The organism is Parvibaculum indicum, from assembly GCF_011762095.1.
GTDB classification, from domain to species: domain Bacteria; phylum Pseudomonadota; class Alphaproteobacteria; order Parvibaculales; family Parvibaculaceae; genus Parvibaculum; species Parvibaculum indicum.
Genome location: NZ_JAASQO010000011.1, coordinates 1 through 17966, shown reverse-complemented (window position 1 = coordinate 17966; position 17966 = coordinate 1). Strand labels below are relative to the sequence as shown.

The window sequence follows — 17966 nt, the reverse complement described above, 5'->3', positions numbered from 1 at the left end:
CTTACGAAATGACAAGAACGCACGAAAAAGTAAGGTACTCACCGGAAAGTAAGCCCGCCGAATACACCCGGGAATCGGCGGCCGAAGGTGTGGAACAGGCGCTGAAACTGCTCGAAGGGCGGTGGAAGCTCATCATCCTCTTCCATCTTTTCGGCGGGCGCATCCTGCGCTTTTCCGAACTCGAACGCGCCATCCCGGGCGTCTCGCAGAAAATGCTCATCCAGCAGCTTCGTCAGATGGAGGCGGACGGCATCGTGCGCCGCATCGTCCATCATCAGGTGCCGCCCAAGGTGGAATACGGACTGACGGATTGGGGCCAGGCATTGTGCCCTGCGCTGGATGCCTTGCTGACATGGGCCGCGCAGCGCCCCGAAGACGGGACGCCGGAAGACTAGGGCCCGGCGAACGAAAACGCCCCGTCCTCAACAGACGGGGCGTTTCGTTTTCGAGCGGCGAAAAGGCGTGAGGCAGGTCAGTCCGCGGCGGCGCGGGCTTCGTCCGCGCGGGCCGCGAGGCGGTGGCGCAGCGACATGACGGTCGGGCGGTCGTCCGCGGCGGGCTGATAGGCATAGGTGAAGGCGCCGACCGACTGCTCGAACACTTCCGGCGTGATCTTGTCCTGCACTTCCAGTGCATCGAAGCCGCAGCGGACCATGAAATAGAACTGGTCCTGCAGCACATTGCCGACGGCGCGAACCTCGCCCTCATAGCCGTAGCGGTCGCGCAGCAGGCGCGCATAGGAATAGGCGCGGCCATTGCGGTAGATCGGGAAATCGAGCGCCACCACCGAGAAATGGTCGAGATCCTCGCGGATGCGTTCGGGGTGCTGGCCGCTTTCCAGCTTCACGCCGATGGGCGTGTTGCGGGTGATGAGGCTGTCGCGTTCGGCTTCCCAGCGTTCCAGCGGCACGATCACCGCGCCGTCGGGCAGGGCGTCGTCCGCGCCGACGGCGACGAAATCCTGCTCGACGAATTTTCCGTTCTTAATGAGCTTCATAGACGTTCTCCTTGAACGGCTGGATGCCGACGCGGCGATAGGTGTCGATGAACCGTTCGCCGTCCTGACGGGTGTCGAGATAGATCTTCACGATCTTCTCGATGGCGTCGGGAATTTCCTGCTCGGTGAAGGCCGGGCCCAGAATGTCGCCGATGGCGGTGTTCTCGTCCGCCGAGCCGCCCAGCGTCACCTGGTAATATTCGACGCCCTTCTTGTCGACGCCGAGAATGCCGATATGGCCGACATGGTGGTGGCCGCAGGCATTGATGCAGCCCGAGGTGTTGATCTTCAGCTCGCCGATGTCGTGCTGGCGTTCGATATCCGCGAAGCGGTTTGAAATCTCCTGCGCGATCGGGATGGAGCGCGCATTGGCGAGATTGCAATAGTCGAGGCCGGGGCAGGCGATCTGGTCGGTGATGAGATTGACGTTCGCCGTGGCGAGATCGGCCGCCTTCAGCGCATCGTAAACCGCCTTGAGGTCGGCCTTGCGCACATGGGCGAGCGTCAGGTTCTGCTCATGCGTCACGCGCAGCTCGTCGAAGCTGTATTTTTCGGCGAGCGCGGCAACCGCGTCCATCTGGTCGGCCGAGCAGTCGCCCGGCGTGCCGCCGATGGGCTTCAGCGAGATGTTGACGATGGCATAGCCGGGCTTCTTATGCGCGGCGGTGTTGTTCTTCACCCAATGGGCAAAGCCCTTGTCGGCGGCGATGGCGGCATCGAGCTCGGCCGCGTCGTCGGACAGGTCCTCGAAGGCCGGATCGGCGAAATAGGCCTTGATACGGTCGATCTCGTCCTGCGGCAGGTTGAGCGCGCCGGTCTTCCTGATTTCGGCGAACTCTTCCTCGACCTGGCGCTGCATCTCTTCCGCGCCGATCTCGTGCACGAGGATCTTGATGCGCGACTTGTAGAGATTGTCGCGGCGTCCGTTCATGTTGTAGACGCGCATGACCGCTTCGAGATAGGCGAGGAGGTCGGCTTTGGGCACGAAATCGCCGATCTTCTTGCCGATCATGGGCGTGCGGCCGAGGCCGCCGCCGACATAGACCTGATAGCCGACCTCGCCCTTGTCGTTCGTCACGATCTGGATGCCGATGTCATGCACCTTGATCGCGGCGCGATCCGCTTCGGTGCCGGAGACGGCGATCTTGAACTTGCGCGGCAGGAACGAGAATTCCGGGTGGAAGGTGGACCACTGGCGGATCACCTCGGAGATGATGCGCGGATCTTCCACTTCGTCCTTCGCGGCGCCGGCATACTGGTCCGACGTGACGTTGCGGATGCAGTTGCCCGAGGTCTGGATGCAATGCATTTCGACCGAGGCCAGCTCGTCCAGAATGGCGGGCACGTCTTTCAGCGCCGGCCAGTTGTACTGAAGGTTCTGCCGCGTGGTGAAATGGCCGTAGCCGCGGTCGTATTTGCGCGCGATGTCGGCCAGCTTGCGAAGCTGTTTCGAGGACAGCGTGCCATAGGGCACGGCGACGCGGAGCATATAGGCGTGAAGCTGAAGGTAGAGACCGTTCATCAGCCGGATCGGCTTGAACTCGTCTTCGGTGATGTCGCCGTCGAGCCGCCGCGCGACCTGGCCGCGAAACTGCTCGACACGTTCCTTCACGAGACTGTGGTCGAACTCATCGTAACGATACATGGGTCGTCTGCCTTTCCGCCGGAGACCGGCGTGTCTTTGCGCGCCTAGCCGTGAACGTCGGCCAGCTCCGCCTGCTTGCCGAGGTCGAGCCGGACCGTCGGCCCGGCCTGACGGATCGTCTCGCGAACGCTGACGGCGCGGATCCGTCCGTCTTCAAGTTCCACGGCGAAGAGATAGGGTTCGATGATTTCATTGGCGTCCACGAAGGGCGTCGCGCGGGTGAGCAGCGCCTCGGCGGCCTCCTTGCCCTCGGCCACTTCCGCGTCCTGGAGCGATTCCGACAATTTGCCGTCCGCGGTGAGATAGACCACGACCCCGTCGATCAGACGGTTCGCCGTCAGCGCCTGTTCCTTGGCGCCCTTGCGCGTGTGCTGGGCCATTGGCCGCTCCCATCATCAAGAAGGTGGCGCAGGGGACGGGACGTGCTTTCGCTGGTTTCACGCGAGCGCTTCCGGCACCTGCCGTATTTCGCGCATAAGATGGGTGTTTTTGAATTGCGCGTCAATAGGAGTGTAGAATTATATTATTCACACTGAAAAGATATAAAAATTGGAAAAATGGCGGATTTCCGGGAGCTTTCCGCTTCCCATGGATGTCATCCCGGGCTTGTCCCGGGATCCAGGGGCCGCATCCTTCGAGACGGCCCTTCGGGCCTCCTCAGGATGAGGAGGCATTTCAGAATTCAATCCTCACCCTGAGGAGCGGCGAAGCCGCGTCTCGAAGGGCCGTGGCCCTGGTATTATTTACGCTCTGGACCCCGGCCCTTACCCCTCCCGCCGGATCACGCTCTCATGCCAGCGGCGCAGCAGCAGATATTCCACCAGCGACAGCAGGAAGAAGATCGCAATGCCCAGCAGCGACAGGAGGAAGAGGGCGGCGAACATTTTGGGGATGTCGAGCCGGTTGCCCGCTTCGACGATCCGCCAGGCAAGGCCGGTGGAGGCGCCCGAGCCGGCCACGAACTCCGCCACCACCGCGCCGATAAGCGCGAGGCCGCCGGAAATCTTCATGCCCGCAAGGATGTAGGGCAGCGCGGCGGGAAGCTGAAGCTCGATCAGCGTCTGCAGCCGCGAGGCGCCGTAGAGCCGGAAGAGATCGGCCAGATTGTGATCGACCGAGCGCAGGCCCAGCACGCTGTTCGAGAGGACCGGGAAGAAAGCGACGATCCAGGCGAGGATGAGGAGCGCCAGTTCCACCTGGTCGAAGCCGACCCAGATGAGAATGAGCGGCGCGATGGCGACGACCGGCGTCACCTGCAGGATGATCGCATAGGGAAAGAGCGCCGTTTCCACCGCGCGGTTCTGCACGAAGAGGATGGCAAGCGCCACGCCGCCGATGGAGGCGAGCAGGAAGGCCGCGATGGTGACGCGCAACGTCACGACGAGCGAGCCCATCAGCGAGCCGAAATTGGCGACAAGGCTTTCGGCGATGAGCGTGGGCGCGGGCAGGACGAAGGAAGGCACGTCGAAGGCGGTAACGGCGCCCTGCCAGACAAGCAGCACGGCGACGCCGACGAGAAGCGGCAGCGCGATGCGCCAGAAGCGCGTCTGGAACCGGCTGTCGGTCATCATGACGCCTCCCGGAGCTTGGCGGAGATGGCCGCACATTGGTCGATATAGAGATGGGATTCGCGGAAGTCGCGTCCGCGTTCCGCCGGGGCGTCGATCTTCACATCCGCGACGATGCGGCCCGGCCGCGCGCCCATGACCAGCACGCGCTGCGACAGGTAAACCGCTTCGTAGATGGAATGGGTGACGAAGACGACCGTCCATGCTTGCGCGTGCCAGAGCGCGAGGAGGTCGTCGTCCAGCGTTTCGCGCGTGAACTCGTCGAGCGCGGCGAAGGGTTCGTCCATCAGCAGCAGGGGCGGCTCCGTCACCAGCGCACGGGCGATGGAGACGCGCATCCGCATGCCGCCCGAAAGCTCGCGCGGGAAAGCATCGGCGAAATCGGCCAGGCTCACGCGGGAAAGCGCGGACATGACGCGCTCATGCGCCTGCTCTCTCGACCGGCCCTTGAGCTTCAGCGGCAGCCAGACATTGTCGAAGACGCTGGCCCAGGGCATGAGCGTCGCTTCCTGAAAGACGAAACCGAGTTCCGCCGGGCGCGCGCCGGTGGCGGGCCATGCGACGGCGCCGCTATCGGCGGAGATGAGCCCTGCGAGAATGCGCAACAGCGTGGACTTGCCGCAGCCCGACGGCCCGACCAGCGAGACGAACGAGCCTTGCGCAATCTCCGCGCTCACCCCGCCGAGCGCCATGATACCCGAGGCGTAGGTCTTGCCGACACGGTCGAGCGAGATGAGGGGGGAGGAAGTGGCTTCTGACATGAGATGAAGAGTAGGGTCTTCTGAATTCCTTGGGAATAGCGGGGGAAGATCACAAAGCGGATGTCACCCCGGGCTTGTCCCGGGGCCCAGGGGCGGAACACTCTGCATCTGTTGCCCCTGGATCCCGGCACAAGGCCGGGATGACAGCTCCTGTTTTGGACTGCAAAGCCAGAGGGCTCACTCGCCCTTGAACTTCTTTTCTAGCTCGAGCCCGACGCCCTTGTTCACGAAGGCGAGCGTGTAGGCCTTGTCGAGATCGAGGTCGGCGGGGTAGACGCCCGCATCGCGCATGGCGGTGTAGAAATCGCGCCAGCGCGCATCCGTCATCGCGCCGATCCCGAGCGTTTCCGTCTCGCCGGAATCGACGATGCCGTTTTCCTTCAGCACCGAGATGGAATGCGCGAGCAGGTCGTCCGTCGCATCCGGATTGTCCCGCTTGATGAGCGCATTGCCGGGTGCGGGGTCGCCGTAGAGATAATCGACCCAGCCGCGAATGCTCGCCTCGACGAAGGCGCGAACCACCTCGGGCCGCTCGGCGATGAGCTCGTTCGGCGCCATGATGAAGGAGGCATAGCCCGGATAGCCCGCGTCGGCGAGCAGGAAGACCTGCGGTGTCATGCCGCTTCGCTTTTCGATGGTGTAGGGCTCCGACGAGAGATAACCCTGCTGGATCGCCTTTTCGTCGGCGATGAAGGGGGCGGTGTTGAAGGTATATTTGCGGATCTGGTCGTCGGTGAAATCGTATTTCGCCTTCAGCCATTGCCAGAAGGCGCTCACCGTCGCATCCGACACCATGATGGGCTTGCCCTTCATGTCGGCGATGCTTTTCACATCGTCGCGCGGATGGGTGATGAGCACTTGCGGGTCTTTCTGGAAGGTCGCCATGACGGCCTTGGCGCCCGCATTCACCACCGCCATGTTGAGCGGGATGAAGGCGTTGGAGCCGATGCCGAAATCGACCGAACCCGTGGCGAGAAGCTGGGGCACGTTCACCGCCGGGCCGCCCTGCTTGATGGAAACGTCGAGCCCCGCCTCGCGGTAATAGCCCTTGGCCAGCGCCTGATAGAAACCGCCATGTTCTGCTTCCGCCTTCCAGTCGGTGGCAAAGCTCACATGAACGAGGTCGTCATCCGTCGCGGGTGGGGCGGCGGTGTCCAGGACGAGCAGAAGCGCCACCGCGATAGCGGCGAGAATGGCGCCGCCGCCGAGCATGAGAGTGCGATTCATGTGGATGGTTCCCCCGCGATAGCTACATGGCAAACAATTGCCTGTTCGTCATGCCCTGCCTGAAGCGGGGCATGACGCGAATGGGCATAAAGCAACCGTATCTGTGAGAAAGAGCCTAGCAGCGGCGGCGGGGGAGAACCAGCCGCCGGACATGGCCGCGTCAGAACGGCATGCAGTCCGCCGCCTGTTGCGCGCCGTCTTCGCGGCCATGGGCGACGACGCTGCGATACATGACGACGCCGAACTGCGCGGGCGCCCGCATCACGACCCGATCATGCGCGGCCTGCGCGGTCGCGGAGCGGGCATCGACGGAGAAGACGAACAGCATGTCGACGCGCCGCAGATCGCGCTGCCGGTCGTCCGGGAGGGCGCCTTGCGCGCTCGCCGCCGCCAGACGCATCGGATGTTTCGAGGTTTCGCGAACGCAGGCGGTGTAGAGCGGCAGGTCAGCCGTCGGCGCGGCCTGCGTTGTCGCGCTTTGCGCGGCGGCCGCGACCTCGCCCGGCGCATCGCCGGTCGATGGCGGCGTCTTTTCGGAAGAAACGTCGATCGGCAGGCTCGGCAGAACGAAAATCATGGCGAGCTGCAGGCCTGCGACCGCGAGCAGCGTGGTGCCGATCCAGAGTGGCCATTTCCCCATATGGAAATCCCCCGCTATCGGACCCCGAATATCCGACAGCCTGTTTTTTCGACGGAAAGCGCCGCCCACACACCCCGTCTCTATCGGGCCGCGCCTTGCCTGACGGTATGAGAGCCCCATTATGGGACACAGTCAAAGCACAATTTGAAGATTGGTTAACCCTGTCAGCCGCCCGACAGCGCCTCGCGCTTCATCTCAAGCTCCAGCCAGCGTTCTTCCGCTTCCGCCAGCTCGGCCCTGAGCGCATCCAGTTTTTCGGTGGTTTTTGCGAATTTCTCCGGGTTCTTCGCATAGAGATCCGGGTCCGCCAGCACGTTTTCGAGGCTGCCGATTTCGGCCTCGATCTCCGGCATCCGCTTCTGCAACTGCTCGAGCGCCAGACCGTCCTTGTAGGAGAGCTTGGTCTGCTGTTTGGGCCGGGCGTCTGCGGTCTTCGGGGCGGCGGGCCGCGACTCGCGCCGGGCGTCGGCGGCGGATGCGTCGTCCTTGCGCTGGCGGATGAAGTCGGAATAGCCGCCGGGATATTCGCGCAGCACGCCGTCGCCCTCGAACCCGATGACGGAGGTGACGACGCGGTCGAGGAAGTCGCGGTCATGGCTGACGAGCAGCAGCGTGCCGTCATAATCGGCGAGCAGTTCCTGCAACAGGTCGAGCGTGTCCATGTCGAGATCGTTGGTCGGCTCGTCGAGGATGAGAAGGTTGGAGGGTTTGGCGAGTGCGCGGGCGAGCAACAGCCGGCACTGCTCGCCGCCCGACAGCGCCTTCACCGGCTGCCGCGCCTGTTGTTCGCGGAACAGGAAGTCGCGCAGGTACGAAACGACATGCCGCGGCTGGCCGCGCACCATCACCTGGTCGCCGCCGCCTTCGCACAGCGTGTCCCAAAGCGTCGCCTCCGGGTTGAGGGAGGCGCGGGACTGGTCCACATAGACCGGCGTCAGATTCGTGCCCATGCGGATGGTGCCTTCATCCGGCTGAAGCTGGCCGGTGAGGATTTTGAGAAGCGTCGTCTTGCCCGCGCCATTGGGGCCGATGAGACCCACCTTGTCGCCGCGCAGGATGCGGGTGGAGAAATCGCGGACGACCATGCGCGAACCGCCATCGGGCAGCGGCCAGCTTTTCGAGACATGCTTCGCCTCGACGACCAGCGTGCCGGAGGACTGCCCGCTTTCGAGACCCATTTCGGCGCGGCCCGTCTGGCGTACGCGCTGGGCGCGCTGGTTGCGCATGTCGGCAAGCCGCCTGAGACGCCCCTGATTGCGCTTGCGCCGCGCGGAAATGCCCTCGCGCGACCATTGCGTTTCCTGCTCGATGAGCTTGTCGAGCTTGCGGGCGGTGACTTCCTCCTCGGCGAGGATCTGTTCCGACCAGTCGTCGAACTGCGCAAAGCCCTTGTCGAGACGCCGGATCGTGCCCCGGTCGAGCCAGAGGCAGCCCGCCGTGAGCCGCTTCAGAAAGGCGCGGTCATGGCTGATGAGGATGAAGGCGCCGCGAAACTGCGTGAGACGGTTTTCGAGCCATTCGATGCTGGGAAGGTCGAGATGGTTGGTCGGCTCGTCGAGCAGCAGCACGTCCGGTTCGCCCGCCAGCACACGCGCCAGCGCCGCCTTGCGCCCCTCGCCGCCGGAAAGGGACGAGGTGGGGGCGGCGGGGTCGAGCCCGAGATCGCCCAGCACGGCTTCCGCCTGATGGGCGGGCGCGCCTTCCGCCGTCGCATAGTCGAGCACGGTCTCCGCGCCGGCGAAATCCGGCACCTGCCTCAGATAGGCGATCTTCGTGCCCGGCTGGACGAAACGCTCGCCGCCATCGGCCTCGGTGAGCCCGGCCGCGATGCGCAGGAGGGTGGACTTGCCCGCGCCGTTCCGCCCGATGAGGCAGAGCCGGTCGCCCGGCGCGAGCGAAAACGCCGCGCCGTCGATCAGCATCTGATCGGCGAAATCGACCTTGATGTCGCGAAGCGCGAGAAGAGGCGGAGCCAAGACGGTACCCGTGAGTGGAAGGTTGCGGGCGCCTTTGTGACGTATCGCGCGGGGGCTGGCAATGGGGTGTCGCAGCTTCGGCGTCATTCCGGCGAAAGCCGGGACCCAATCCACTTATCGGCACATCGCGATGCGAGTGGATCCCGGGAATAAATCCCGGGATGACACTTTGGTTTTGGCCTCGGCCTTTCCAAAAAAACGGATGTCATCCCGGGCTTGCCCCGGGATCCGGGGCGGCAGGCGCGGGGCTCGCCCTTCGAGACGCGGAGGGGCGTCCGCTTCTCAGGGCGAGGGGGCTCTTTTCCTCCGGTGCGGCATATACTATAGTCCCCTATACTATATTGATCGAAAGGCCCGGCGTGCCATGGCTCACACCATCCGCAAGAAAGACAAGCTGATCGCCCGGATCCGCCGCCTCAAGGGGCAGCTCGAGGGGGTCGAACGCGCGCTCGATAGCGAAAAGCCCTGCGCGGAAGTGCTGCGCCAGCTTGCCTCCGCGCGGGGGGCGATGAACGGGCTCACGGCGGAACTGCTGGAGGACCATCTTCGCGAGCATGTTCTGCGGGCCGGAAGCGCCGCCGAGCGCGAGCAGGGCGGCGAGGAACTGCTCGGCATCATCCGGACTTACATGAAGTAGACGCGGCGCGGGAAGGCGGCTCCATGACACTCGACGACATCTCCACGCATACCCATTCCCATGATTTTCTGGGCGCGAACCACAGGCGCAACGAGCGCCGGGTCTGGCTGGTCATCGCGCTGACGGCGACGATGATGGTCGTCGAAATCGCGGCCGGCACGATCTACGGTTCGATGGCGCTGGTGGCGGATGGCTGGCATATGTCGACCCATGCGGGCGCCATGCTGATCGCCGCGCTGGCCTATCTCTATGCCCGGCGCTACGCGGAAGACCCGCGCTTCGCCTTCGGCACGGGAAAGCTCGGCGATCTGGGGGCCTTTGCGAGCGCGGTCATTCTCGCGCTCGTCGCCTTGCTGATCGGCTGGGAAAGCCTGGTGCGGCTGGCAAACCCGGTGCGGATCGACTTCGGACAGGCGATGGGCGTCGCCGCTTTGGGCCTCGCCGTCAATCTCGCCTGCGCCTGGCTGCTGAGGGACGATCATCACCATCATCACGGGCATGCTCACGATCATGGGCACGATCAAGCTCACGGGCACGATCACGGCAAGGGGCATGGCCACGCAGATGCCGGACGGGCGCGCGACAATAATCTGCGTGCCGCCTATCTGCATGTGCTGGCCGATGCGCTGACATCGATCCTCGCCATTCTGGCGCTGGCGCTCGGCAGCGTTTACGGCTGGATATGGGCGGACCCGCTGATGGGGGTGGTGGGCGCGCTGGTCATCGCGCACTGGTCGTGGGGGCTGATACGCGATGCCGGCGCGGTGCTGCTGGATCGGACGCCGGGAGACAGGGATATTCCCGGTGAAATCCACCGGGCGATGGAAAAGGCCGATAGCCGGATCACCGATCTTCACGTGTGGCAGGTCGGGCCGGGGCACCATGCCGCCATCGTCGCGCTCGTCTCGGCGACGCCGCGGGAGCCCTCCTATTACAAGGCCCGGCTGACCCCCATTCGCGGGCTGTCGCATATCACCGTCGAAGTCGAACCGGCAGAAGGTCGCGGTTGAGCGGGCGGGGCGTCCCCGGGAGCCGGGCGACGAGTTCGGGCCTCGCCCTTCGAGACGCGGAGGGGCGTCCGCTCCTCAGGGTGAGGGGGAGCGCCGGGGCCGGATGAGAGGCGAGTGGGTCCCGGCTTTCGCCGGGATGACACGGGTGTTTTGAGGTTAGTATCCCGAGCCGACCATCTCGCCGCCGCGGCGGAAGCCGGAGCCCCAGCGGCGGTTGGGGTCCTGGCGCGGGGTGCGGGAGAAGATGTCGGCAAGGCCTGCGAAGAAGCCGGTGAGCCTATCTTCCGGCTCGTGCTTGCGCTCGTCGTCCGGGTTCACCCAGTCGGTGTCGCTGACGCCGGGAATGGGGGCGGGCGGGGTGCCCCTGAGCGAGGCCTGCATGTAGCTCTTCCAGGCCCGCGCGGCGACCGTGCCGCCATAGACGCGCTTCATCGGCGCATTGTCGTCATTGCCGAACCAGACGCCTGCGATCTCGTTGCCGGTATAGCCGATGAACCAGGCGTCGCGGTAATCCTGCGAGGTGCCGGTCTTGCCCGCGGCCAGCCGGTCGTCAAGCCGCGCGCCCTTGCCGGTGCCCGTGGTCATGACCCGGCGCAGCATCGCATTCATGTAGCGTGCCGAACGCTTGCTCGTGGCGCGCGCCGTGCCGGTCGCATGGGTGTAGAGGATCGAGCCGTTGCTCGCCGTGATCTGGCGGATCGCGTAAGGCGCGATGAGGCGCCCTTCGGCCGGGAAGGCGGCATAGGCGCCGGTGAGTTCCATCAGCGACACGCCGGACGAGCCGAGCGTGATCGACAGATTATGCGGAATGGGCGAGGCGATGCCGAGTTCCTTTGCCGCCTCGCGAACCCGCTCCACGCCGACCTTGTCGCCGACCTGCACCGCGACGCGGTTGATGGAATGGGCAAGCGCGGTCGTCATGGTGACCTGGCCCCAGCTCTTGCCGCCGGCGTTCTGCGGCGTCCAGCCATTATAGTCGAGACGCTTGTCGTAAAAGCCCGACCAGGGCTTCATGCCGTCTTCCAGCGCGGCCAGATAGACGAAGGGCTTGAAGGCGGAGCCGGGCTGGCGGCGGGCCTGCACGGCGCGGTTGAACTGGCTGTCGCCATAGGATTTGCCGCCCACCATGGCGAGGATGGAGCCGTCGGGCGCCAGCGCGATCATCGCGCCTTGCGAGATATTGAGCTTTTCGCCATTGGCCTTGAGCGCCCCGGCGATGGCGGCGGCCGCGGCGGCCTGTTTTTTCCGGTCGAGCGTGGTGCGGACGATGAACCGGCCCCGGGCCTCGGGCAGCAGCCGGCCCACCCGGTCATAAACCCAGTCGAGGAAATAGTTTTCGCTGTCCGGCGCGTCGCGAACCGCCATCTCCGCCGGATTTGTGCGGGCTTCCCGCGCCTCGGCCTCGGTGATGTTGCCGTTCGCCACCATGGCGTCGAGCACATGGCCGGCGCGCGTGCGGGCCGCCTTCAGATTGGTGCTGGGCGCGAAGCGGCTGGGCGCCTTGGGCAGACCGGCCAGAATGGCGGCCTCGGCCAGCGTGACCTCGCGGGCGGACTTGCCGAAATAATATTGTGACGCCGCTTCCACGCCATAGGTGCCGCCGCCCATATAGATGCGGTTCAGGTAAAGCTCGAGGATCTCGTCCTTGGTGAGGCGGCGTTCGAGCCAGACGGAGATCAGCGCTTCCTGCGCCTTGCGCCAGAGCGTGCGGGCATTGTCGAGATAAAGATTCTTGGCAAGCTGCTGGGTGATGGTCGACCCGCCCTGCACGAAACCGCCCGCGCTCAGATTGGCAAGCGCGGCGCGCAGGATCGAGCGCAGTTCGACCGCGCCATGCTCGTAGAAGCGGCGGTCCTCGGTGGCGATGAAGGCGTTCACCAGATAGGGCGGCAGTTCGCCCAGCGGAACGTCCTTCGCCGCGCGCCCGCCGCGCGAGCCGATTTCCTTGCCGTTCGTGTCGAGCACGGTGACGGCAAGCCCCGGCGAATGCGGACCGGCGGCAAGGCGGCCGTCGATCTTGGGCAGCGTGTCAAAGACGAGCAGCGCGGCCAGAATGAAGAAGAAGGTGAAGACGAAGGAGGCGATGGGCGCGATCCACTCGCGGCCCCGGGGCATCTCGATCGCGCGGAACCAGTCCAGACCCGCGGCGAGGATGGCGAGGAGGCGCGCGGTCGGCCCGTGGCGCGGGCCCGAAGGCGCCGGATCGTTCTCCGGCGGCGACGGAAGCCGCTCCGCGGAAGGCGGATATTCCGGATCGTCCCAGTTATCGCTCAAAGCGCCATTGCCCCGCTGAAGTCCCGTCCCCCGATGGCGACCATAGGGGGCGGAGAATACCGATGCCGGCCATAATCACCATGTTTGTGCAGGGGATATGGCCGGAAAAGGGCTGAACAGGGCATGAATGGGGCACTATTGTGACCCGGGCGGCACAGATCGCGCGGGACATTGCACCGCACACCTGGCACTGCACACTTGACCCCGTTCGCGCAAAGGGGCAAGAGGCGCGCATGAGCGAAGAACCCTTCTGGCGCGTGAAGCGCCTCGACGAAATGACGAAGGCGGAATGGGAGCAGCTATGCGACGGCTGCGCCAAATGCTGTCTCGTCAAGCTCGAGGACGAGGAGACGGACGAGCTCATCTATACCGATGTGGGCTGCGACCTGCTGGAGGCGGGCACCTGCCGCTGCACGGACTACCCTAACCGCAACAAGCGCGTACCGGACTGCATTCCGCTGACGCCGGACAATATCGAGGACATCGACTGGATGCCGCCTTCCTGCGCCTATCGGCGGCTGAAGGAGGGGCGGGGCCTTGCGTGGTGGCACCCCTTGCGCTCCGGCGAATACCGGACGGTGATCGAGGCCGGAATGTCCGTACGGGGACGGTTCGTCTATGAGTCCGACGTGAAGGACGACATAGAGGACCACGAAGCAAGCTGGCCCTTCGACGACAGGGACGAGCTGGGCGACGAGGCGGATTGAGGGCCTTTCATGAAAATATCGGTTCGGCTCTTTGTTCTGTTCGCCCTCCTTTCCCTTTTCGCATGTGAAGAATGGGGAACGATGGACGAGGCGGAGGCCATCTTCCATGCTCACGAGAAAGCATTCGAGACGCTGGATCGTGAGCTTATTAAAAATCCCAAGTTCAAATATATCACCGAGGATTTCACCCCTGAAAAGGGGAACATGCATCTCAATAAGCAATACGGGCCTTTGTCATCAGAGGATAAGGCTGCTTACACCGACATCGTGCGTCAGATGGCGAAGATCGACGTGCAGTCGGTGGATGTCTTTCGGTCGGAAGAATCTCCAGAGAATGAGACCGCCCTTGGCTGGAAGAATGTTCGGCTGGTTAAGTTCCTGATTTTCGGCCACGGGTTCGGCGGGAGTACTGAAGGCATCTGGATCGTAAAAGTATCCACCAATGCCCGAATAGAGGACTTTTATTCCCCAGCGAATTGCAAGCCTGTGCGGGATCCGAACTGGTATTTGTGCCGCTCAGGGTGAAAGGCGATACGCCACCGCCAATAGGTCCGGGCAACAAGTATCCTCCCGGCATGCCGAAACGTGGATTGGGTCCCGGCTTTCGCCGGGATGACATCCGTTTCGTATTTTACGAGATATCCCCAATTGGCAGCGGGGCGCTCGCTTCCTATCTTCGGACCATATCCGGAAGTGTTTCGGGAGTCGTCCCCGGCGCCCAATGCGCGGCGTTCCAGCCTGCTGCGAGGGCGGCGTCTATATTGGCCTTCGTATCGTCCACCAGAAGAATGTCATGCGGCGCGGCGCCGCTGATCCTTTCGGCGGCGTCGAAAAAGGCGCGATCCGGCTTTCGCGCGGCGATATCGGCGGAATAGATCATGCCGTCGACATGAGGACGCAGCGCGAGGCGGTCCATGAGGTGGGCCGCGCGCAGATGTTCCTGATTGGTGGCGAGGAAGACCCGCACGCCGCGCCCGCGCAGCGCGTCGCAGGCGGCCAGCACGGCGCGGTCGATGCGCGAATCCTTTTCGAACCAGTAGTCGATGAAGGCCTGCGCGGTGAGCGAGGGCGCAAGCGCGGGCAGGCAGGTGTGGAGCGTGTCGAGAAGCGGTTTGCGGCCCGTCACGATGTCGGTCCAGTGCGGCGCGAAGAAGATGTCGCGCAGCGCATCGGGCGCGATGCCGAGATCGCGTTCGATGTCGGTGGCCCAGGACAGGCCGTCTTCCGGGCGGCCCGTGACCACGACCCCGTCCACATCGAGCATCAGGCAGCGGACCATGTTTTCGCGTTCTCCAACTTATTGTGCGTGGCGGAGAGGATAGGATTCGAACCCACGATACGCATGCGGGGACGACTTGCAATTTCGAAGATATCCCCAATTGGCAAGCGGGCCGCTCCTTCCTACCTTCTTTTGTATATCGGGAAATCCGTGAACGAGACGAACGAACAGGATGCGGAAAGCATCGACTGGGCGGCGGTGAGGCGCGCCTATGCCGATCCGGCAATCCCGCTGCGCGAGACGGCGGCGACGCTGGGCATTCCGTGGCAGACCCTTTCCGCCAGGGCGACCCGTGAAGGCTGGCCGATGCGATGTACGCAAAGCCGCGCGAAAAACGCCGCGCCGGAGGAGCGCGCCACGGCGGGACGGTTGACGCAGGCCAATCTGCTGACGCGGCTGCGACGGCTCATCGACCGGGAAATCGGCGATATCGAAAAGGAATATGAGCAGGACGGTGCACCCGCCGACCGCGAACGCGCGGCGAAGCGGCTGACCGTGCTGGTGCGCTCGCTCGACAAGCTGACCGAAATTCAGAACGCGACCAAGAAGGCGAAACCGAAGGATGGAGCAGACAAGGGGGGCGCCGCGCTCCGCGCCGAGCTTGAGCGCCGCCTCGTTGGCCTCGCTGCCGGAAACGGCGAGGCGCGGCTTCCTGAAAAGCCTGACGGCGAAGGAAGCGGCGTTTCTGATTGAACACTGGCCCTTCTGGGCGCGCGCCGACCAGTTGCCGCCGTCGACCGACTGGACGACATGGCTGGTGCTGGGCGGGCGCGGCGCAGGGAAAACCCGCGCGGGCGCGGAATGGGTGCGGGCGCAGGTGGACGCGAACCGAGCCGGCCGCATCGCACTTGTCGGCGAAACTTATGCGGATGCACGCGAGGTGATGGTGGACGGGCCGTCCGGGCTCATGGCCATCTCCGGCGTGGCGAAGCCGAAATACGAGGCCTCGCGGCGCAGACTTCTATGGCCGAACGGCGCGGTGGCGCAATTGTTTTCGGCGACGGAACCGGAAAGCCTGCGCGGGCCGCAATTCGACGCGGCCTGGGCCGACGAGCTGGCGAAATGGCGCTATGCGGAAGCGGCCTGGGACATGCTGCAATTCGGCCTCAGGCTGGGCGAGCGGCCCCGGCAGGTGGTGACGACGACGCCGAGGCCGGTGCCGCTGGTCAAGCGCCTCATGAAGGACGAAGCGACGGCGGTGACGAAAGCCTCGACCTATGCCAACCGCGCCAATCTGGCGGATGCGTTTTTCCGCTCGGTGATCGCGCGCTACGAGGGCACGCGGCTGGGGCGGCAGGAACTCGACGCGGAACTGATCGAGGACAATCCGCATGCGCTCTGGTCGCGCGGCTTGCTGGAAGAGACACGGGTGAATGCGCTGCCGGAGCTGACGCGCATCGTGGTGGCGGTGGACCCGCCAGTGACGAGCGGTCCGGCGTCGGACGAATGCGGCATCGTGGTCGCCGGGCGGGATGCGCGCGGGCACGGGTTTGTGCTGGACGACCGCAGCCTGCCGCGCGTCTCGCCGCTGGCCTGGGCGAACAGGACGGCGAAGGCCTATCGCGACCATGGTGCGGACCGGATCGTCGCCGAAAGCAATCAGGGCGGCGACGGCAAGAGCAAACAGCGGTGATGCGATGCGCATGGCGGGCGAGCGGGCTCGCCATGCGTTTTCCCGTCAGTAGGAGGGGGAGGTCGCGCCGGACGGCAATCCGGGAAACATCTTGCGCCGGATGTGGTTCACCCGCTTGCCGATGTGCGAGCGCTGGTGAACTTCCTTCATGAAGAGGGTCTGGAGCGCGTTGGTGTCTATCATCCGCTGCAGCCGGCATTTTGCGTTGTCGAGCTGCTTCTGCTCGAAAGACGTCAGGTCGCCCGCCTGCTGCCGTTCCTCGATCATGGCCATGAAGAGGAGGTGCGAGCGGATCTCGTCGAGAAGGGAAACGATGTCCGGCCCCAGGATGAGCGGTGCCTCGGCTGTGACGGATGTGAAGAAGCGAAGGCTGTCCGCATCGATCCGGCCATGCGTCACGAAATGGGTGAAGGTGTCCTGGACGCCCTCGAATATGGTGAGCTGTCGTTTGAAAAGGCCCCTCCGCATATGACACCGGGACGAATAGGCGCAAGCCAGAGCGAGCGCTCCGAAACCCAGCACAAATTGAATTGTAACTATTAGCGCTACAGTCAAAACCATGATGTGTACCGGGTCCCTAGATGCAAAGAAGCTTACATTCAAGAAAGCTTAAATGGACAAGCGGTTCGTCCGACCTGATCCATAATATTGCATTAGAAATTGTAATTTCACTTTACTAATGCATCTAATCGGGTCCGATATGGATATTTTGCTCAATAGAATCACACCAGCCTCCGTCGTGCCGACGGGATGCGGGTCGGCAGCATACGGACGGTCCGGCTGACCGTTTTTCATCGCATGGATTGGCGGCGTACAAATCGCAGTTGTACCCGCGTCGAAAGATGACAGGATTGTCGGCATGGGGCATGGCGTGTTGCAGCGTCTTGCGCCGAACGCCGGCGATGCGCTTCTCGCGGCACCATGAAAATCGGGTGGGGTGCGCCCGTGGCGCGAAGGCGCGTTTTCTTAGGCGCTTGTGGTTTGAAGGGTCCGGGGTCGTTCCCGTTTTCTCCGGGAGAAGAAGAGACCCATTTCCTTCACGAAGAGCTTTTGCAGCGTATCGGAATCGATGTGGTCCTTGATCCAGCGTTCCGCCATTTCCGCCTTCTCGCGTTCGGAAGCGGGGAGATTGTTCCTGTCGGGAAGTTGTCCCCACACGACAAGGACGATGAAGCGCGAGCGGATTTCGTTGAGATGCGCGACGACATCCTGCCCGAGGATGAAAGGCGCTTCGGAGGTGACCGATACGTAGCGCCGCAACTCTTCCGGGCCGATATGTTCTCTTACGATATAGTCAGTGAGGATTTCCTGGATGCCCTCGAAAACGCTGAGGCGACGCGAGAACAGTTCCAGCCGTAACTTGTCCTTGGAAACGATGTAGTAGGCGAGTGAGATGAGCGCTCCCGCGACCACGAATTGCAGGCAGATGACAATTAACGCCACCCATACCAATGAATGGAATGAATCCAGCCATTGAGCGATATCAAGCATCTTTTCCCCAACAATATGTGTATTCCCGTAAGCGGTGTTCCGGTCACACCCCGCCCATTTCACCGGCTTGTTTTCGGCTTCCAGCGTTTCGCGAGCTTGAGGACTTCGAGACGGAGTTCAT

18 protein-coding genes and 1 pseudogene are annotated in these 17966 nt (G+C 63.9%); 7 read left to right on the top strand and 12 right to left on the bottom strand.

The window, feature by feature from the left end; all coding sequences use genetic code 11:
- Nucleotides 1-8 precede the first annotated feature (8 nt).
- The gene (locus tag FHS78_RS13745) at nt 9-395 is read left to right on the top strand and encodes a winged helix-turn-helix transcriptional regulator (RefSeq protein ID WP_167094951.1); all 387 of its coding nucleotides are present in this window, start codon (nt 9-11) and stop codon (nt 393-395) included.
- Nucleotides 396-472: 77 nt separating this feature from the next.
- Here FHS78_RS13745 and FHS78_RS13740 read toward each other — a convergent pair whose 3' ends face one another.
- The 8 genes from FHS78_RS13740 to FHS78_RS13705 all read right to left on the bottom strand — a co-directional run bounded on the left by FHS78_RS13740 (nt 473) and on the right by FHS78_RS13705 (nt 8814).
- Complete coding sequence (locus FHS78_RS13740; protein ID WP_167094950.1) at nt 473-997, bottom strand: DUF934 domain-containing protein; 525 nt, start codon at nt 995-997, stop codon at nt 473-475.
- On the bottom strand, nt 984-2642 hold the full coding sequence (locus FHS78_RS13735; RefSeq protein ID WP_167094949.1) for a nitrite/sulfite reductase: 1659 nt from the start codon (nt 2640-2642) through the stop codon (nt 984-986). Before FHS78_RS13735 ends, FHS78_RS13740 begins: the two co-directional genes overlap by 14 nt.
- Nucleotides 2643-2686: 44 nt before the next feature.
- Nucleotides 2687-3022 carry a DUF2849 domain-containing protein gene (locus tag FHS78_RS13730; RefSeq protein ID WP_167094948.1) on the bottom strand — a complete coding sequence of 112 codons (336 nt, stop codon included), beginning with the start codon at nt 3020-3022 and terminating at the stop codon, nt 2687-2689.
- 384 nt (nt 3023-3406) lie between these two features.
- Nucleotides 3407-4213, bottom strand: a complete 807-nt coding sequence (locus FHS78_RS13725) for an ABC transporter permease (RefSeq protein WP_167094947.1) — start codon at nt 4211-4213, stop codon at nt 3407-3409.
- Nucleotides 4210-4971, bottom strand: a complete 762-nt coding sequence (locus tag FHS78_RS13720; RefSeq protein ID WP_167094946.1) for an ABC transporter ATP-binding protein — start codon at nt 4969-4971, stop codon at nt 4210-4212. Before FHS78_RS13720 ends, FHS78_RS13725 begins: the two co-directional genes overlap by 4 nt.
- A gap of 177 nt (nt 4972-5148) precedes the next feature.
- Entirely contained in the window at nt 5149-6198 is a 1050-nt protein-coding gene (locus FHS78_RS13715; protein WP_167094945.1) for an ABC transporter substrate-binding protein, read from the bottom strand.
- A gap of 160 nt (nt 6199-6358) precedes the next feature.
- On the bottom strand, nt 6359-6838 hold the full coding sequence (locus FHS78_RS13710; RefSeq protein ID WP_167094944.1) for a hypothetical protein: 480 nt from the start codon (nt 6836-6838) through the stop codon (nt 6359-6361).
- Between the two features lie 164 nt (nt 6839-7002).
- Nucleotides 7003-8814: an ATP-binding cassette domain-containing protein gene (locus tag FHS78_RS13705; protein ID WP_167094943.1), complete on the bottom strand. Its 1812-nt coding sequence runs from the start codon at nt 8812-8814 to the stop codon at nt 7003-7005.
- 364 nt (nt 8815-9178) lie between these two features.
- Between FHS78_RS13705 and FHS78_RS13700 the strand changes: the two genes are divergently transcribed.
- Nucleotides 9179-9451 carry a metal/formaldehyde-sensitive transcriptional repressor gene (locus tag FHS78_RS13700; RefSeq protein WP_167094942.1) on the top strand — a complete coding sequence of 91 codons (273 nt, stop codon included), beginning with the start codon at nt 9179-9181 and terminating at the stop codon, nt 9449-9451.
- Nucleotides 9452-9474: 23 nt separating this feature from the next.
- Nucleotides 9475-10461 carry a CDF family Co(II)/Ni(II) efflux transporter DmeF gene (gene dmeF / locus FHS78_RS13695; protein WP_167094941.1) on the top strand — a complete coding sequence of 329 codons (987 nt, stop codon included), beginning with the start codon at nt 9475-9477 and terminating at the stop codon, nt 10459-10461.
- Nucleotides 10462-10617: 156 nt separating this feature from the next.
- On the opposite strand, the gene FHS78_RS13690 is transcribed toward dmeF, so the two are convergent.
- Nucleotides 10618-12735, bottom strand: coding sequence for a transglycosylase domain-containing protein (locus FHS78_RS13690; protein ID WP_167094940.1), 2118 nt, complete (start codon nt 12733-12735; stop codon nt 10618-10620).
- Between the two features lie 233 nt (nt 12736-12968).
- On the opposite strand from FHS78_RS13690, the gene FHS78_RS13685 reads away from it, so the two are divergent.
- A complete protein-coding gene (locus FHS78_RS13685; protein ID WP_167094939.1) occupies nt 12969-13442 on the top strand; it encodes a YcgN family cysteine cluster protein in 474 nt (157 codons plus the stop codon).
- Nucleotides 13443-13451: 9 nt separating this feature from the next.
- Nucleotides 13452-13967 carry a hypothetical protein gene (locus tag FHS78_RS13680; RefSeq protein WP_167094938.1) on the top strand — a complete coding sequence of 172 codons (516 nt, stop codon included), beginning with the start codon at nt 13452-13454 and terminating at the stop codon, nt 13965-13967.
- Nucleotides 13968-14112: 145 nt separating this feature from the next.
- Here FHS78_RS13680 and FHS78_RS13675 read toward each other — a convergent pair whose 3' ends face one another.
- Nucleotides 14113-14721: an HAD-IA family hydrolase gene (locus tag FHS78_RS13675; RefSeq protein WP_167094937.1), complete on the bottom strand. Its 609-nt coding sequence runs from the start codon at nt 14719-14721 to the stop codon at nt 14113-14115.
- A 150-nt stretch (nt 14722-14871) separates the two neighbouring features.
- Between FHS78_RS13675 and FHS78_RS19685 the strand changes: the two genes are divergently transcribed.
- Together FHS78_RS19685 and FHS78_RS13670 are read left to right on the top strand one after the other, a co-directional pair.
- The gene (locus FHS78_RS19685) at nt 14872-15414 is read left to right on the top strand and encodes a hypothetical protein (protein WP_343041982.1); all 543 of its coding nucleotides are present in this window, start codon (nt 14872-14874) and stop codon (nt 15412-15414) included.
- Nucleotides 15323-16333: pseudogene (locus FHS78_RS13670) on the top strand (DNA-packaging protein); the annotation flags it as partial. The gene FHS78_RS19685 and the pseudogene FHS78_RS13670, both read left to right, overlap by 92 nt.
- A gap of 66 nt (nt 16334-16399) precedes the next feature.
- On the opposite strand, the gene FHS78_RS13665 reads toward FHS78_RS13670, so the two are convergent.
- Nucleotides 16400-16822: a hypothetical protein gene (locus FHS78_RS13665; RefSeq protein ID WP_167094935.1), complete on the bottom strand. Its 423-nt coding sequence runs from the start codon at nt 16820-16822 to the stop codon at nt 16400-16402.
- 498 nt (nt 16823-17320) lie between these two features.
- Complete coding sequence (locus FHS78_RS13660; RefSeq protein ID WP_167094934.1) at nt 17321-17845, bottom strand: hypothetical protein; 525 nt, start codon at nt 17843-17845, stop codon at nt 17321-17323.
- Between the last annotated feature and the right edge of the window lie 121 nt (nt 17846-17966).

Coding starts and splice junctions, on each gene's coding strand:
- FHS78_RS13745 (WP_167094951.1), top strand. CDS start 9: ATGACAAGAACGCACGAAAAAGTAAGGTACTCACCGGAAAGTAAGCCC.
- FHS78_RS13740 (WP_167094950.1), bottom strand. CDS start 997: ATGAAGCTCATTAAGAACGGAAAATTCGTCGAGCAGGATTTCGTCGCC.
- FHS78_RS13735 (WP_167094949.1), bottom strand. CDS start 2,642: ATGTATCGTTACGATGAGTTCGACCACAGTCTCGTGAAGGAACGTGTC.
- FHS78_RS13730 (WP_167094948.1), bottom strand. CDS start 3,022: ATGGCCCAGCACACGCGCAAGGGCGCCAAGGAACAGGCGCTGACGGCG.
- FHS78_RS13725 (WP_167094947.1), bottom strand. CDS start 4,213: ATGATGACCGACAGCCGGTTCCAGACGCGCTTCTGGCGCATCGCGCTG.
- FHS78_RS13720 (WP_167094946.1), bottom strand. CDS start 4,971: ATGTCAGAAGCCACTTCCTCCCCCCTCATCTCGCTCGACCGTGTCGGC.
- FHS78_RS13715 (WP_167094945.1), bottom strand. CDS start 6,198: ATGAATCGCACTCTCATGCTCGGCGGCGGCGCCATTCTCGCCGCTATC.
- FHS78_RS13710 (WP_167094944.1), bottom strand. CDS start 6,838: ATGGGGAAATGGCCACTCTGGATCGGCACCACGCTGCTCGCGGTCGCA.
- FHS78_RS13700 (WP_167094942.1), top strand. CDS start 9,179: ATGGCTCACACCATCCGCAAGAAAGACAAGCTGATCGCCCGGATCCGC.
- dmeF (WP_167094941.1), top strand. CDS start 9,475: ATGACACTCGACGACATCTCCACGCATACCCATTCCCATGATTTTCTG.
- FHS78_RS13685 (WP_167094939.1), top strand. CDS start 12,969: ATGAGCGAAGAACCCTTCTGGCGCGTGAAGCGCCTCGACGAAATGACG.
- FHS78_RS13680 (WP_167094938.1), top strand. CDS start 13,452: ATGAAAATATCGGTTCGGCTCTTTGTTCTGTTCGCCCTCCTTTCCCTT.
- FHS78_RS13675 (WP_167094937.1), bottom strand. CDS start 14,721: ATGGTCCGCTGCCTGATGCTCGATGTGGACGGGGTCGTGGTCACGGGC.
- FHS78_RS13665 (WP_167094935.1), bottom strand. CDS start 16,822: ATGCGGAGGGGCCTTTTCAAACGACAGCTCACCATATTCGAGGGCGTC.
- FHS78_RS13660 (WP_167094934.1), bottom strand. CDS start 17,845: ATGCTTGATATCGCTCAATGGCTGGATTCATTCCATTCATTGGTATGG.